We start from the raw sequence: 13,956 nt of genomic DNA, 5'->3' as shown, positions 1-13,956 counted from the left end.
TTTCGTGATATACTGTACATACTACGACTTATGAGGTGATTATATGAAACTTGTATCGATTTGCCCGAGTAATACGGAACTACTTGCCTACCTTGGCCTCATTGATCAACTCGTTGCAGTTGATGATTTTTCTGATTGGCCTAGCGGAATCAATTCTTTACCCAAATTAGGGCCTGACTTGTCGATTGATATGGACAAATTGGAATTGTATGAACCTGACTTAGTGCTTGCATCGCTCAGTGTTCCCGGAATGGAAAAAAACATCGCAGAACTCGAGAAGCGAATGATTCCACACTTAGTATTAGATCCACAAAGCCTGGATGATATCGCAGAAGATCTGTTAACTGTCGGAAAAGCATGTGGAATTGAAGAACACGCACTTCAAATTAAAGAAGAGTATTTATTATTTATTCAAGACATGAAAAAACGTGCCGAAACTGTCGAAGTTACCCCTTCTTTATACTGGGAGTGGTGGCCAAAGCCTGTATTTACACCTGGAAAAATTAATTGGCTGACTGAAATAAGCACTATTTCCGGAGCTTTGAATGAATTTCGCGACGTCGAATTTGCCAGTGTTCAGACTGACTGGGAGGATGTACTAAATAGAGCACCTGATTACATCCTTCTAGCTTGGGTCGGAGTACGAATCAATAAAGTGAAAAAAGAAGTTGTTCTGAAACGGCCCGGTTGGAAAGAGTTGGACGCCGTGAAAAGTGACCGCCTTTCAGTAATGGAAGAAGAACTGTATTGTCGCCCTTCCCCGCGGCTCCTTGAAGGCGCTTTGAAATTAGCCAAAATGATTCACCCGGAAATTTATGCGGATTTACAACTACCGCAGTGGGTTAGAAACGCGTAAAATAAAAAGGCTGTTTTCCCCTTCCTAATAGGGAAAACAGCCTTTCGCATTATAAGCAATGTTATTTCTAGACACTTTCAGTTGTTGCCGCGACAGTTGCATGACTTGCCATGACAGTTCTCGTCGTTGTCCTCACAGTTTCACGAATTGCCATGACAGTTCCTGCCGTCGCCATCATAGTTCGAAAATTCAGCTCTAAATTCTCTTCTTCAGTCAATTTCATAAGGAATCATTTCTGATTTTTCGTGCAGACTCGGAAATAGATTTGTGAAGTCAAATGCCCTCCGCGAACTGGCAAACTCATAAAATCATTCTGCAATGAGTCGTTTTAACTTCAGTTATGGAGTTTCTAACATAGCCCTCAAACATCTCTTTTTTCCTGCCGAATGAAAAGTTTGCGGGTTGCGGGTTTCGCTTTCATGAATCTCCACAGTTAAACGAATTTCACCATTTTGTAATTTTTCTTACCGCGACGGACAATCGTAAACGCATCATCCAAACGATCTGCTGCGCTCACCTCGTATGCCGTATCCGTCACTCGTTCACCGTTCAATGATATCGCACCATTTGTCACATCTTCACGAGCTTGTCGTCTTGATGGCGACACGCCAGAATCGACGATAAAGTCAACGATGTTTTTATCCTCTTTCGCCATTTCAAACGAAGGGACATCTTTGAATGCGTCTTTCATTTCATTCGCGGTTAGTGTTTTTAAATCACCACTGAATAATGCTTTGGAAATACGGATTGCCTGGTCAAGTGCTTCCTGACCGTGAATCAGACGCGTCATTTCTTCTGCCAATCTAAGTTGCGCTTTCCGTAAATGTGGTTCTTCTTGAACTGTAATTTCAAACGCTTCGATTTCTTCGCGCTCAATGAATGTGAATATTTTCATATATTTAACAGCATCCGCATCAGCTGTATTTATCCAGAACTGATAGAATTCATAAGGTGATGTTTTTTCTGCATCAAGCCATACTGCGCCGCCCGCACTTTTACCAAATTTCGTACCATCTGCTTTCGTAACCAGTGGAATTGTGATACCGAATGCTTTCACTTCTTCTTCGTGCGTTTTACGAATCACTTCAAGCCCTGTCGTAATATTGCCCCACTGATCCGATCCACCGATTTGAACTCTGCAGCCATAATTATTGAATAAATGGTTGAAGTCAATTCCTTGAATAAGCATATATGAAAACTCAGTGAAAGAAATTCCACTATCAAGACGTGATGCAACATTGTCTTTCGCAAGCATATAGTTAACGCCTAACAACTTACCGAAATCGCGTAAAAATTCGATGACGCTCATCGAACCTACCCAGTCATTGTTGTTCACCATTTGAGCGCCGTTTTCAGAATTGAAATCGAAAATTTGTTCCATCTGCTTCTTAATCCCGGCAACGTTTCTATCGATTTGTTCAGTTGTTTGGAGCTGTCTTTCTTCCGAGCGGCCTGATGGATCCCCAATCATACCCGTAGCTCCTCCAACAAGTAGAATCGGACGATGTCCATGCATTTGGAAACGGCGTAGCGTAAGTAATGGCACGATATGTCCGATGTGCATGCTATCCGCAGTCGGATCGACGCCGCAATACAGTGAGATTTTCTCCTTATTCAGCAAATCCTCAAGACCCGCCTCATCCGTCTGTTGGTAGAGTAACCCTCTCCACTTTAAGTCTTCCATCAATTTCTCTTTCATCCTAACCCCTCCTGTAATTTAAGTAATAACGCATCGCGTCAAATGAGTTTCAAAGCGCTTAGCACCTGGAAGTAGACAACAAAAAAGCCCTTACACGATTTAAAAAAATCATGCAAGGACGCTAATTATTGTATTAACGCGGTACCACCCGGCTTGAGAAAAAATTCTCCACTCAAAACGCAATAACACTGCGCACGCGTCACACTCCAGAGCTGTAATTCATGATTGGTTTACCGGACAGCTTTCACCAGCCGCTGCCTCTCTAAACGGTTCCCCAACCACTACTTCGACTCATTCAACATGTGAAAGTATATGTATCAGTAATTCTAACCGATATTCAAAAGTTGTCAAATATTATCGATTGGCATTTATGGAAATGTGCTATAATAGGTAAGATTTCAGGAGGTTGATTTAAGTGAGTAAACATCAAAAGAATCGTATTGATCTAATAGAAGAGAAACTTGAAACAATGACTAAAACTAAATGGGCTAAAGGGATGCGCATCACCTCAGGCGTCACCTGGAACCTTTTTCTTCTATTCATTGTAGTAGGTTTGACACTGGTAGTGTTTGCCGGTTCAGTCGGAGCAGGCTATTTTGCTTCATTGGTAGCCAAAGAACCGCTTCGTTCAAAGCAAGAAATGCGGGATGCAATCTTCACCTACGAAGAAACGTCCGAACTTTATCTCGCCGGCAATATCTATATCGGTAAAGTTAACTCTGATATAGAACGGAAAGAGACGAAACTCGAAAGTGTATCCCCTTTCGTTATTGATGCAGTATTCGCCACAGAGGATGAGTATTTCGCACAGCATGAGGGCATTGTCCCAAAAGCGATTTTCCGCGGACTATTACAGGATGTAACGAACTCCGATAACCAAACTGGCGGTTCGACTTTGACACAACAACTTATTAAGAACCAAATTTTAACCAACGAAGTGTCATACGAACGAAAAGCGAAAGAAATGCTACTGGCAATGAGAATTGAGCATTTCATGACAAAAGATGAAATTCTCGAAGCTTACTTGAACATTATTCCATACGGCCGTAATTCAAATGGGCAAAACATTGCAGGTATTGAAACTGCAGCTGGTGGTATTTTCGCTTTAAAAGCAGCGAAATTGAATTTACCACAAGCCGCCTTCATAGCTGGACTTCCTCAGGCCCCTTTCGCTTATACCCCTTTTAAAAGTGGTGGCGGATTGAAAGAACAAGAATTCTTACAGCCGGGAATCAATCGGATGAAGACAGTTCTTTTCAGGATGAAGGAAACTGGTTACATAACTGAACAGCAGTACAATGAAGCAATCGTCTATGATATTACAAAGGATTTCCGTGAACCCGTCATGCGCGCGAATGAAAGATATCCTTATTTGACGCAAGAAATTCAGAATCGCACGGTCGATATCCTCGCGGAAATTATTGCGGAAAAAGACGGAGTCGATGCCGAACGTCTTGAACAAGAAGATAAATTACGAGAAAAATATTCAATACTTGCGACGCGTTCAATGAAAAATGATGGCTATAGAATTTACTCTACCGTTAATAAAGATCTATATGACAAGATGAATGAAGTCGGTAATGATTTCGAAAGTTACGGATTTACCTATACACGCGAAGTAAAAGATTCTCATTCCGGCGAGGTCGAATTCGCGGAGGATCCAGTCCAAGTCGGGGCTATTATGATCGAAAATAGCACTGGTAAAATCTTATCCTTCATCGGCGGCCGTGGACATGAACACCAAGCGCTTAATCATGCTACACAAGCATTCAGACAGAATGGATCTGCCATGAAGCCACTTCTCGTTTATGCACCTGCTATTGAATATGGCGTCATCGGGGCTGGAAGTCCCGTCGTCGATGTTAAATTCAGTGTCAAACAAGCGAATGGCTCTATGTGGACACCTAGCAACTATACAAAATCGATGGAATATGGAATCATCCCTGCAAGGGAAGCACTCTCCAAGTCATTGAACTTGGCAACAGCAAGATTATATCGCGACATCCTTGATCGACGGCCTGCCGAATTCCTCGACAAGATGGGTATTTCAAAACTTCTCCCAGGAGACTATGTCAATCCCTCTACTTCATACGGGGGCATGACGGTCGGAATGAGTGTTGAGGAAAACACGAATGCATTTGCAACATTTGCGAATGGTGGGCAGTTCATAGACGCATACATCGTCGAAAAAATCGAAGATATGGATGGCAATATCGTCTATCAACATGAAATTGAACCTGTCGATGTTTTCAGCCCTGAAACGAGTTATATTGTTACTGATATGTTACGTGATGTTGTAAAAACGGGCGGCACTGGCTCGCAAGTAACGCAAAACATGAAATTCACTACAGATCTTGCTGCCAAAACGGGAACAACACAAGGTTACGGTGACGCTTGGCTTGTTGGATACAACCCAAATGTGTCTCTTGGTGTTTGGCTCGGATACAAAGACCGAACACGAAGTCTCTATTACGGACTCGAAAAGCAAACATTGCATCCTACTACAAGGACAAGTATGCTTTTCGCCCGTATTATGAATGCTGCGAACGAAGTCACACCAGAAATAGTCGGAGCCTCTGCAAAATTCAGTCGTCCTGACGGTGTCGTTGAAAAATCGTTCTGCGGTATTTCTGGGCTTGCTCCCTCTGCTGCATGTTCGTCTGCAGGGCTCGTTAAAACGGATTTATTCAACGCAAAAGTGATGTTACCAACAAAACCGGATGATAGCATTACCTCTTCTTCTTATGTATCTGTTAAAGGGACGAGGTACCTTGCACTTCCATCAACACCAAGCGAATTCGTGTCATCAGGTGGCACAGGCGTTAACCAAGTGTTCATCGACCGAATGCTCGGACCGTGGGGAGGAGATGCTTCAAAATTGTTCCCAGCGAACTCCGCTTTCGCATCTCATGTCGTGTCGGGAGCTATATTTAATGCAGATGATGTCGCTCCTGCACCAGTAAATGTTAGTTTAAATGGAACGACAATAACATGGGGCAATTCACCTTCCAACGATGTTATTGGGTACTATGTTTATGATAATAATGTTAAAATCGGAACAATAAGAGACGGTTCTTCGAATACATTTACAGTCGGTTCTGGCTCATACTCAGTCAAGGCTGTCGACATTACCGGAAGACTTTCAAATGGCTCCAATGCAGTCACCATTGCGGCGCCTGAGCCTGAAGAGGAAGTTATCGAAACACCTCCAACGGAAAACGTACCACCTGTTACACCACCTCCTGTAACTGAGGATGGGAACGACGGTGGTACCCCGCCTCCTACAAGTGGAGACGATGAAACTGGGGAATGAAATAGGAAAAAGAGCCTGTCCGCTATCAATAGCGGACAGGCTCTTTTTTGAATGCTAAGAAAGTATAAGTTTTTTCGACTTAGAATAGTGTCTAGCTCCAGGCGCCTTGTGTCCTTGTGTTTTTATTAGTTACTCAATGTTAGTCTTCCATTGTCGACAAATCACCTGTCGGCAAATTCAGTTCCCAAGCTTTTAACACACGACGCATAATTTTTCCACTTCGTGTTTTCGGTAATTTATCTTTGAATTCAATTTCACGTGGAGCAGCATGTGCGGCCAGCCCTTTTTTAACAAATTGTCGAATTTCTTCTTTTAATTCATCTGTCGGCTCAATTCCTTCATGAAGCGATACAAATGCTTTTATAATTTCGCCACGAACTGGGTCAGGTTTACCTATAACCCCAGCTTCAACAATCGCGGGATGCTCAAGCAGTTTACTTTCCACTTCGAATGGTCCTACGCGCTCTCCACTCGTCATAATCACATCATCGACTCGGCCCTGGAAAAAGAAATATCCGTCCTCGTCGATGTATGCTGAATCACCCGAAACATACCACTCATCATTGATAAAGGTAGATGCATATTTTTCAGGATTATTCCAAACTTGCCGCATCATTGCAGGCCATCCTTTTTTAATAGCTAAGTTACCCATATGATTTGGAGGTAATACGTTTCCTTGATCATCAACGATGGCTGCTTCAATACCGGGAACCGGCTTGCCCATTGATCCAGGTTTAATTGGCAGACATCCGAAATTACAGATTGTTTGTGCACCTGTTTCTGTCATCCACCATGTGTCATGAATTCGCAATTTAAACGCTTCAGATCCCCAACGGATTACTTCGGGATTAAGTGGTTCACCCACGGAAAGAATATGGCGCAGTGAAGAAAGATCAAACTTGCTTAGTGGCCCTTCCCCAACTCCCATAAGCATCCGGAATGCGGTTGGCGCACTATACCAAACCGTGACACCATATTCCTCTATCGCTCCATACCAAGCATCTGCCGAAAATCTGCCGCCAAGAATCAAGCTAGTTGCCCCGGCAAGCATTGGTCCGAAAATACCATAAGCTGTGCCTGTCACCCAACCTGGATCCGCTGTACACCAGAAGATGTCCTCATCTTTTAGATCGAGTACCCACCGTGTTGTCTGCAGTTGCTGTACCATCGCTTCCTGTACATGTACGATGCCTTTCGGCTTTCCTGTTGAACCTGAAGTGTAATGTAGAAGTGTTGGGTCTTCTTTATCCATCCATTCAACTTGGAAGTACTGGGAAGCATCTGCCATATGCTTGTTAAAGTCGACAATAAGACCTTCTTCCACCACATTTTCTCCTACAATAAAGATTGTCTTCAGGTGTGGTAATTTGTCAACAGGCACTCGTTCAAGAAGTTCAGGTGTCGTGATGATTGCAGTTGCCTCACTATCAGACAATCTGTCATAGACAGCACCTTCCATGAATGCTTCGAAAAGCGGTCCAACAATAGCACCCAGCTTCAACGCGCCCAAAAATGAGAAATACAATTCCGGTGAGCGAGGCATAAAGATGAAAATCCGGTCCCCTTTTTCGAGCGGCGACTGATTGCGCAATACGTTTGCAGCTTTATTTGACATCTTTTTCATTTCATTATACGTATAGCTTTCTTTTCGATTAGCGTCCTTATAATAAAGTGCAACCTTGTTTTTTCGATAAGAATCCGCATGGCGATCTACCGCTTCATGAGCAATATTCATGAGTCCGCTTTCAAACCAGCTGAAGTCTTTTTCTACATCCGTCCATTTAAATTCTGCGGCTGTACGATCATAATCTGCTAACTGATAATCCCCATGAACTGCGGGCAATGTTTTCATTACCATTCATTTCACCCTTTCAAGAATACAATATAACTATCATTCTACCTCAATCCAAACCTAGTTGTCTAATTAATTATATTTTTCCAACAGTTTTAAATTTGTAGTAATCAACAGGCTTTTATTTATCCATATTGTTGTATACTAGGTAGTAGGTTTATATCAAATACGGAGGTGATCATATTGGAACATATAAAAACATATAACGCAATGGAGATAAAACATAAGAATGGAGACATCGTTATCGAGGGGCCCATTACTGCCGATTACCTTGCTAGCCTTGATTTTCACGAGGATCTTGTTGCATTCAGACCTCCCGCACAACAACACAAGGCACTCATTGAAATTGCAGGACTCCCAGAAGGTCGTATTTTAATCGTTCGTGATTCAAATGAAATTGTGGGCTACGTAACTTATTTGTATCCCGACCCTCTGGAGCGATGGTCGCAAGGAAGTATAGAAAATTTAATCGAACTTGGAGCAATTGAAGTTATTCCAAAGTTCAGGGCCGGCGGGGTTGGCAAGTCACTTTTACGCGTTTCCATGATGGACGATGCAATGGAAGATTATATTATCCTGACGACTGAATATTACTGGCACTGGGACTTGAAGGGTACGAAACTCAACGTTTGGGAGTATAGAAAAGTAATGGAGAAGATGATGAATGCCGGAGGTCTGGAATATTACGCAACCGATGATCCTGAAATAAGTTCTCACCCAGCCAATTGCCTAATGGCACGAATCGGCAAAAGAATTAATCAAGATACCGTCCAGCAATTTGACAGTCTCCGGTTCATGAACCGGTTCATGTATTGAAGGGAGGATAAATCAGATGCTAATTGAAGAAATAATGATAAAAGATGTTCTAACCCTATCACCAGAAAATACGGTAAAAGATGCACTTGACGCCATGCGGGATAGAAAAATTCGCCACTTGCCAATCCTATCTATGGATGGCATAGTAGTCGGCATCGTGACAGACCGAGACTTGAAAGAAGTTGTTCCCTCGTCCATTTCCGAAATAAAAGACAGTAGCCCATATGATACTTTACTTTCTGAAGTGATGACGAAAAATCCGATTACCGGACATCCAATGGACTTTGTTGAAGAAGCAGCGGTACTATTTTATGATAATAAAATCGGTTCACTGCCAATAGTGTCCAATAAAAAATTAGTTGGAATCATCACTGAAACGGATTTACTTTACAAATATATTGAATTAACGGGCGCACATCAACCTGGCTCACAAATAGAAGTACGGGTTCCTAATACACCTGGAATCCTTTTCGAAGTATCCAAAGTTTTCCACGAGCAGAAATTAAACGTTTTGAGTGTGCTCGTCTATCCCGATAAAGAGAACGAAGCAAATAAAATTCTTGTCATCCGGATTAACTCAATGAATCCTCTCAAAATTATTGAGGGATTAAAGGTAAGCGGATTTGAGGTCCTTTGGCCAAATGTCCCGGGCATTGACGTATGAAAAAAGATGCCGTTTTCATCTTTTCAGAAGAACAACTTGGATACTCTTTTTCAGATTCACATCCATTTAACCAAAAAAGAATTCTCTTGACTCTCGACCTTTTAAAGAAATCTGGGGCCATTCAAGATAGCGATATCATCGCCCCTCGCATGGCAACAGACGAAGAATTACTTCTCGCTCATGATAAAAAATTTATTGAAATAGTAAAAAAGGCTGGTAAAGGTGAACTAACTGAGGATGTTGGTAGCATTTACGGTATCGGTACAGAGGATACGCCAATTTTCCCGAATATGCATGAAGCCAGTGCTATGCTGGTCGGCGGTACATTGACTGCGGTAGATGAAGTGATGCAAGGACGCTCTAAGTATGCATTGAACCTAGGCGGAGGTCTGCATCATGGATTTCATGGACGTGCTTCCGGCTTTTGTGTATATAATGACAGTTCAGTTGCCATAAAGTACTTACAAAAAAAGTACGGGGCACGCGTTCTTTATATCGATACAGACGCTCATCATGGAGATGGCGTTCAATGGAGCTTCTACGATGACCCTACAGTCTGTACACTGTCCATCCATGAAACTGGGCGTTATCTGTTCCCTGGAACCGGAAGTATAACCGAACGCGGCAATGGTTCTGGCTATGGGACTTCCTTTAATTTCCCGATTGACGCTTTTACAGAGGATGAGTCATTCCTTTCTGTTTATAAAACAGCCATAAAAGAAGTGACTGAATTTTTCAAACCCGATGTCATCTTGACACAAAATGGTGCAGATGCGCATTATTTCGATCCCTTAACCCACCTTTATGGAACAATGGATATTTATAAAGAAATCCCTCGGGTTGCACGCGAAATTGCAGAGCAATATTGCGAAGGCCGCTGGATAGCCGTCGGTGGTGGCGGATATGATATCTGGCGCGTTGTCCCAAGGGCTTGGGCTCATATTTGGCTGGCGATGAAAAATATCCCTACACCTACTGGTCCACTGCCAGAGGACTGGTTATCAACGTGGCAGGAGCAGTCTCCCGTTACACTTATTCCGACTTGGGAGGATCCTGTACCACTATACGAACCTATTCCACGAAAAGATGAAATCAACGAGAAAAATGCACAGATGCTTAGCCGAGCCTTACATATGATCCGCAACGAAAAAATTGACAAATAACCACGTCTGGTGAGACTGGCTTGATATCCCCCATTTTCACTGGACCATTTCCGGCTCGCTTTCGGCGAAATATTCGTGACATTTTTACCGAGAGGCATGTATGGCTAGAAGTGACACTTCTTTAATAAAAAAGAGAAAACCCTATAGAAAGTTTCGGCCACCAAAATTGCATCTTTGGCGGCTTTTCTCTAGTTAAGAAGCCAGCTATTCTTTCGTCCTAAAAAGCTCTAAATGCACTTCGTGTACTTATGTAGTTGAAGAACGACGGATGAAGGACTACCCTACGCATCCAGACATCCGGTAATCGTAATAGAAGTCAATTCCAATCCAAAGCAATCCAAATGCAACTATACACGTCGCAGCCAGTGTGTGATCAAGTTACTTGCTGGTTACTTTGGTTATTCAACAGACGTGACAAATAGCAGTATTATTCCTCAAAAAGAGCAATCCCCTTCAGCCGGATATATCCGATTGATAAGATTGCTCTTTTTTCATTTCATAGATTTACGTTCTTCAAGCCGGAAAGGTAAAATGACCTGTTGCTCTTCAACCTCTTCCCCATTCATCAATTTCGTCAACAGACGCATTGACACTGCACCCAAATCATAGAGCGGAACGACAATAGAAGTGAGTTGCGGTCTTACTACCCTTGCCAAAATTGAATGTTCAAAACAGATGAGTTCGTAATCTTCAGGTACAGATAGTCCTCCATCCCTAATTCCATTCAACAAACCGACAGCAATCGCATCACTTCCTGCAATGATGGCAGTTGGTTGACCCTGCAATTCACGGATTTGTTTCCAGCCCTCATATGCACCATCGTACGTATCTTCCATTTCAATGACAAACTGCTCATCGACTGGAATATCCGCATCTTGGAGGGCTCTCATGTATCCCACTTTTTTACTGATACGGTTGATATCTCTTGTAAATGGCCCCGAAACAAACACGATTTTCGTATGACCATTTCGAATTAATTTATTGACCGCCACATAAGCAGCTTCTTCATAATCAATATTCACCGTTGCTAATTGTTTTTCCACGTCCAACGTTCCAGCCAAAACGATCGGAACATTCGCTGTGGACATTCCGGCACGAACTTCATCAGAAATCGAATCACTCATAAAGATGAGCCCGTCCACCTGTTTACCGAGATGGTCTTCTATTAATTCTACTTCTCGGTCTGTGCTCTCATCGGAGTTCGACAGGATCATATTATATTCGTACATCGTCGCAACGTCCGCTATTCCACGGGAAAGCTCCGAGTAGAAACTTTTCGAGATATCAGGAACGATGACTCCGATTGTTGTCGTCTTCTTACTAGCCAGACCTCTCGCAACTGCGTTCGGTCGATAGCCAAGCCGTTCAATGCAGTCGAGAACTTTCTTTCTCGTTGCAGGTTTTACATTTTGATTGCCGTTAACGACACGGGAGACCGTTGCCATTGAAACATTAGCCTCCCTGGCTACGTCGTAAATCGTTATAGCCATTAAAATTCCTCCTTCTATATACATTCATTATACCTTATGTCACATGTGTTGATAAACCAAATTTAACGAGTAAATAACTCAATCAAATACCAGGCGCTCGTGTACAGTTACGTTTGGATTTCTTTGGTTTAATGACTCTTATATGATTACCGGGATATCTTGATGTATATGGAAGCCATAAAGTCGCATCCATATACATTTTTCCGGTAATCGTATGGTTATCGTTCACCCGTCGCTCCCCAAAGGCATATGTACACAAAGGAGGGCACTGAAAAAGTACGATTTCCTTCAATCCCGTTGATTACCGTTGGAGTCACCGCTCTTCACTACAATCAACTAGTTCTTACTATAAAAAAGAACTTTTTCAGTGGCTTTTCACAAAGCACTAAAGCTTTTCAGGACGAAAGAAAAAGTCGCTTCTTATCTAGATAAAAGCCTCCAAAGATACAATTTTGGCGGCTGAAGCCTTCCCCATTGTTTTGTCTTTTTTCAGCAAAGGAAATATTCGTGACAAGATGACCATGGAGGAATGTATTGCAATTCCTTCCCAAAGGGAGTGGCTAAGAATGACGAAGTCATTTCTAGCCACTCCTGTCCTCGGTAAAGGTATCATGATTATTTCGCCGCAAGCGAGCCGGAAATGGTCCAGTGAAAATGATGATTTTCAAGCCTTTCTTACCAGTGTATTATGCAAGTAGATGTTTAATCAACAGATGTGACCTATGTAATCAAAACGCCGGAACCATTATAGGCCCGGCGTCTACTCATGAGATTGTTGTGTGCGTGTTCATGAATTGGTTAATTGCGTCATAAAATTCATCAAATTGTTGCAGATCCATCTGTTGTGCAGAATCGGATAATGCAACAGCTGGATCTGGGTGCACTTCAGCCATTACGCCATCCGCCCCAACTGCTATCGCAGCTTTCGCTGTAGGTAGTAACAAATCTTTTCTACCTGTTGAGTGTGTTACGTCAACGAAGACCGGAAGATGCGTCTCCTGCTTCAAGATTGGAACGGCAGAGATATCTAATGTGTTGCGAGTTGCCCGTTCATATGTACGGATACCACGTTCACAAAGGATGATCTGGCTATTACCTTTAGAGAGTATATATTCAGCTGCATGAATGAATTCATCGATTGTCGCTGCAAGTCCACGTTTTAGAAGAACTGGTTTATTAATCATTCCAGCTTCTTTCAACAATTCGAAGTTTTGCATGTTACGTGCGCCAATCTGAACTACATCGATATATTCAAGTGCTTCTTCGAGATGTGACGGCGTAATAATTTCCGTAACAACTGAAAGACCTGTTTCATCAGCAACTCGTTTAAGTATTTTCAAACCTTCAAGGCCGAGACCTTGGAAATCATATGGCGATGTACGAGGTTTGTAAGCTCCTCCTCTTATCATCGTTAACCCTTTTGCTTTGATGGACAATGCAACAGCTAAAACCTGCTCATATGATTCGACTGCACATGGACCGTAAATGAATGACGGTGTTCCGTCCCCAATTTTATGGCCATTAATGTCGACAATCGTATCTTCGGCTTTTCTCTTACGGGAAACAAGCAAAGCATTGCGTTGGTCGTCTTCTTGTATCTCAAGTGCAGACATGAATATTCCTTTAAAAATCTGTTCAAGTACTCCATTAGGTAACGGACCGTTGTTAGATTCTTTTAAGAAGTTAAGCATTTCACGTTCGCGAATCGGATCATACCGATTAACACCCTGCTTTTCTTTTACTTTACCAATTTCTTGGACCACAGTTGTTCTTTCGTTAATAAGATCCAAAACTTTACCATTCAGCTCGTTTACACGGCCGCGCAATTCATCTAAATCATTTTGTCTCATCTGTCCGTCTCCTCCCCGTATATATAATTCTCTTTCAGTAGAGAAGAATATATGTTACATTTTTGATAATAGACCTAAGTATAAAGAAGACTATTTGAAAAGTCACGTTATTTCTACTTATTCTTTTAAATACGGGACATTTATCGACAGAAAGGATGAATAATTCTGGCTACTACACTATTTGCACTCGACATCGGGACGCGTTCTGTCGTTGGAATCATCCTGATTGAAGACAATGGTATTTTTCATGTTG

11 protein-coding genes are annotated in these 13,956 nt (G+C 42.3%); 6 read left to right on the top strand and 5 right to left on the bottom strand.

From position 1 onward, the window contains the following. Positions 1 to 43 precede the first annotated feature (43 nt). Positions 44 to 856, top strand: a complete 813-nt coding sequence (locus ACP8HG_RS02335; protein ID WP_067207543.1) for a cobalamin-binding protein — start codon at positions 44 to 46, stop codon at positions 854 to 856. A gap of 67 nt (positions 857 to 923) precedes the next feature. Here the strand turns inward: ACP8HG_RS02335 and ACP8HG_RS02330 are convergent, their stop codons facing one another. After that, a complete protein-coding gene (locus ACP8HG_RS02330) occupies positions 924 to 1,079 on the bottom strand; it encodes a hypothetical protein (protein WP_156475989.1) in 156 nt (51 codons plus the stop codon). A gap of 210 nt (positions 1,080 to 1,289) precedes the next feature. After that, complete coding sequence (gene tyrS / locus ACP8HG_RS02325; RefSeq protein ID WP_067207540.1) at positions 1,290 to 2,555, bottom strand: tyrosine--tRNA ligase; 1,266 nt, start codon at positions 2,553 to 2,555, stop codon at positions 1,290 to 1,292. Between the two features lie 415 nt (positions 2,556 to 2,970). Here tyrS and ACP8HG_RS02320 point away from each other — a divergent pair, with 415 nt between their 5' ends. Then, the gene (locus ACP8HG_RS02320) at positions 2,971 to 5,868 is read left to right on the top strand and encodes a transglycosylase domain-containing protein (RefSeq protein ID WP_067207538.1); all 2,898 of its coding nucleotides are present in this window, start codon (positions 2,971 to 2,973) and stop codon (positions 5,866 to 5,868) included. A 139-nt stretch (positions 5,869 to 6,007) separates the two neighbouring features. On the opposite strand, the gene acsA is transcribed toward ACP8HG_RS02320, so the two are convergent. Continuing rightward, the gene (gene acsA, locus ACP8HG_RS02315) at positions 6,008 to 7,726 is read right to left on the bottom strand and encodes an acetate--CoA ligase (protein ID WP_067207535.1); all 1,719 of its coding nucleotides are present in this window, start codon (positions 7,724 to 7,726) and stop codon (positions 6,008 to 6,010) included. A gap of 177 nt (positions 7,727 to 7,903) precedes the next feature. Between acsA and ACP8HG_RS02310 the strand changes: the two genes are divergently transcribed. Genes ACP8HG_RS02310 through ACP8HG_RS02300 form a run of 3 tightly spaced genes read left to right on the top strand, consistent with a single transcriptional unit; the run spans position 7,904 to position 10,363 of the window. Further along, complete coding sequence (locus ACP8HG_RS02310; protein ID WP_067207534.1) at positions 7,904 to 8,536, top strand: GNAT family N-acetyltransferase; 633 nt, start codon at positions 7,904 to 7,906, stop codon at positions 8,534 to 8,536. 16 nt (positions 8,537 to 8,552) lie between these two features. Then, positions 8,553 to 9,200 (top strand): acetoin utilization AcuB family protein, encoded by a 648-nt coding sequence (locus tag ACP8HG_RS02305; RefSeq protein ID WP_067207531.1) that lies wholly within the window; start codon positions 8,553 to 8,555, stop codon positions 9,198 to 9,200. Then, positions 9,197 to 10,363, top strand: a complete 1,167-nt coding sequence (locus ACP8HG_RS02300) for an acetoin utilization protein AcuC (protein WP_067207529.1) — start codon at positions 9,197 to 9,199, stop codon at positions 10,361 to 10,363. Before ACP8HG_RS02305 ends, ACP8HG_RS02300 begins: the two co-directional genes overlap by 4 nt. Before the next feature lie 491 nt (positions 10,364 to 10,854). On the opposite strand, the gene ccpA is transcribed toward ACP8HG_RS02300, so the two are convergent. Then, positions 10,855 to 11,853 carry a catabolite control protein A gene (ccpA, locus tag ACP8HG_RS02295; protein ID WP_067207526.1) on the bottom strand — a complete coding sequence of 333 codons (999 nt, stop codon included), beginning with the start codon at positions 11,851 to 11,853 and terminating at the stop codon, positions 10,855 to 10,857. A 566-nt stretch (positions 11,854 to 12,419) separates the two neighbouring features. Here ccpA and ACP8HG_RS02290 point away from each other — a divergent pair. After that, entirely contained in the window at positions 12,420 to 12,551 is a 132-nt protein-coding gene (locus tag ACP8HG_RS02290; protein WP_255428627.1) for a hypothetical protein, read from the top strand. A 66-nt stretch (positions 12,552 to 12,617) separates the two neighbouring features. Here the strand turns inward: ACP8HG_RS02290 and ACP8HG_RS02285 are convergent, their stop codons facing one another. Next, on the bottom strand, positions 12,618 to 13,703 hold the full coding sequence (locus tag ACP8HG_RS02285; RefSeq protein ID WP_067207524.1) for a bifunctional 3-deoxy-7-phosphoheptulonate synthase/chorismate mutase: 1,086 nt from the start codon (positions 13,701 to 13,703) through the stop codon (positions 12,618 to 12,620). Between the last annotated feature and the right edge of the window lie 253 nt (positions 13,704 to 13,956).

Source organism: Sporosarcina sp. FA15, assembly GCF_051550195.1.
Classification (GTDB): domain Bacteria; phylum Bacillota; class Bacilli; order Bacillales_A; family Planococcaceae; genus Sporosarcina; species Sporosarcina psychrophila.
This window is presented reverse-complemented; position numbering and strand designations above follow the sequence as displayed.

Bases quoted from the DNA above. Each gene is read 5' to 3' on its own strand.
- ACP8HG_RS02285 (WP_067207524.1), bottom strand. From the start codon at position 13,703: ATGAGACAAAATGATTTAGATGAATTGCGCGGCCGTGTAAACGAGCTG.
- ACP8HG_RS02305 (WP_067207531.1), top strand. From the start codon at position 8,553: ATGCTAATTGAAGAAATAATGATAAAAGATGTTCTAACCCTATCACCA.
- acsA (WP_067207535.1), bottom strand. From the start codon at position 7,726: ATGGTAATGAAAACATTGCCCGCAGTTCATGGGGATTATCAGTTAGCA.
- ACP8HG_RS02335 (WP_067207543.1), top strand. From the start codon at position 44: ATGAAACTTGTATCGATTTGCCCGAGTAATACGGAACTACTTGCCTAC.
- ACP8HG_RS02290 (WP_255428627.1), top strand. From the start codon at position 12,420: ATGACGAAGTCATTTCTAGCCACTCCTGTCCTCGGTAAAGGTATCATG.
- ccpA (WP_067207526.1), bottom strand. From the start codon at position 11,853: ATGGCTATAACGATTTACGACGTAGCCAGGGAGGCTAATGTTTCAATG.
- ACP8HG_RS02330 (WP_156475989.1), bottom strand. From the start codon at position 1,079: ATGAAATTGACTGAAGAAGAGAATTTAGAGCTGAATTTTCGAACTATG.
- tyrS (WP_067207540.1), bottom strand. From the start codon at position 2,555: ATGAAAGAGAAATTGATGGAAGACTTAAAGTGGAGAGGGTTACTCTAC.
- ACP8HG_RS02300 (WP_067207529.1), top strand. From the start codon at position 9,197: ATGAAAAAAGATGCCGTTTTCATCTTTTCAGAAGAACAACTTGGATAC.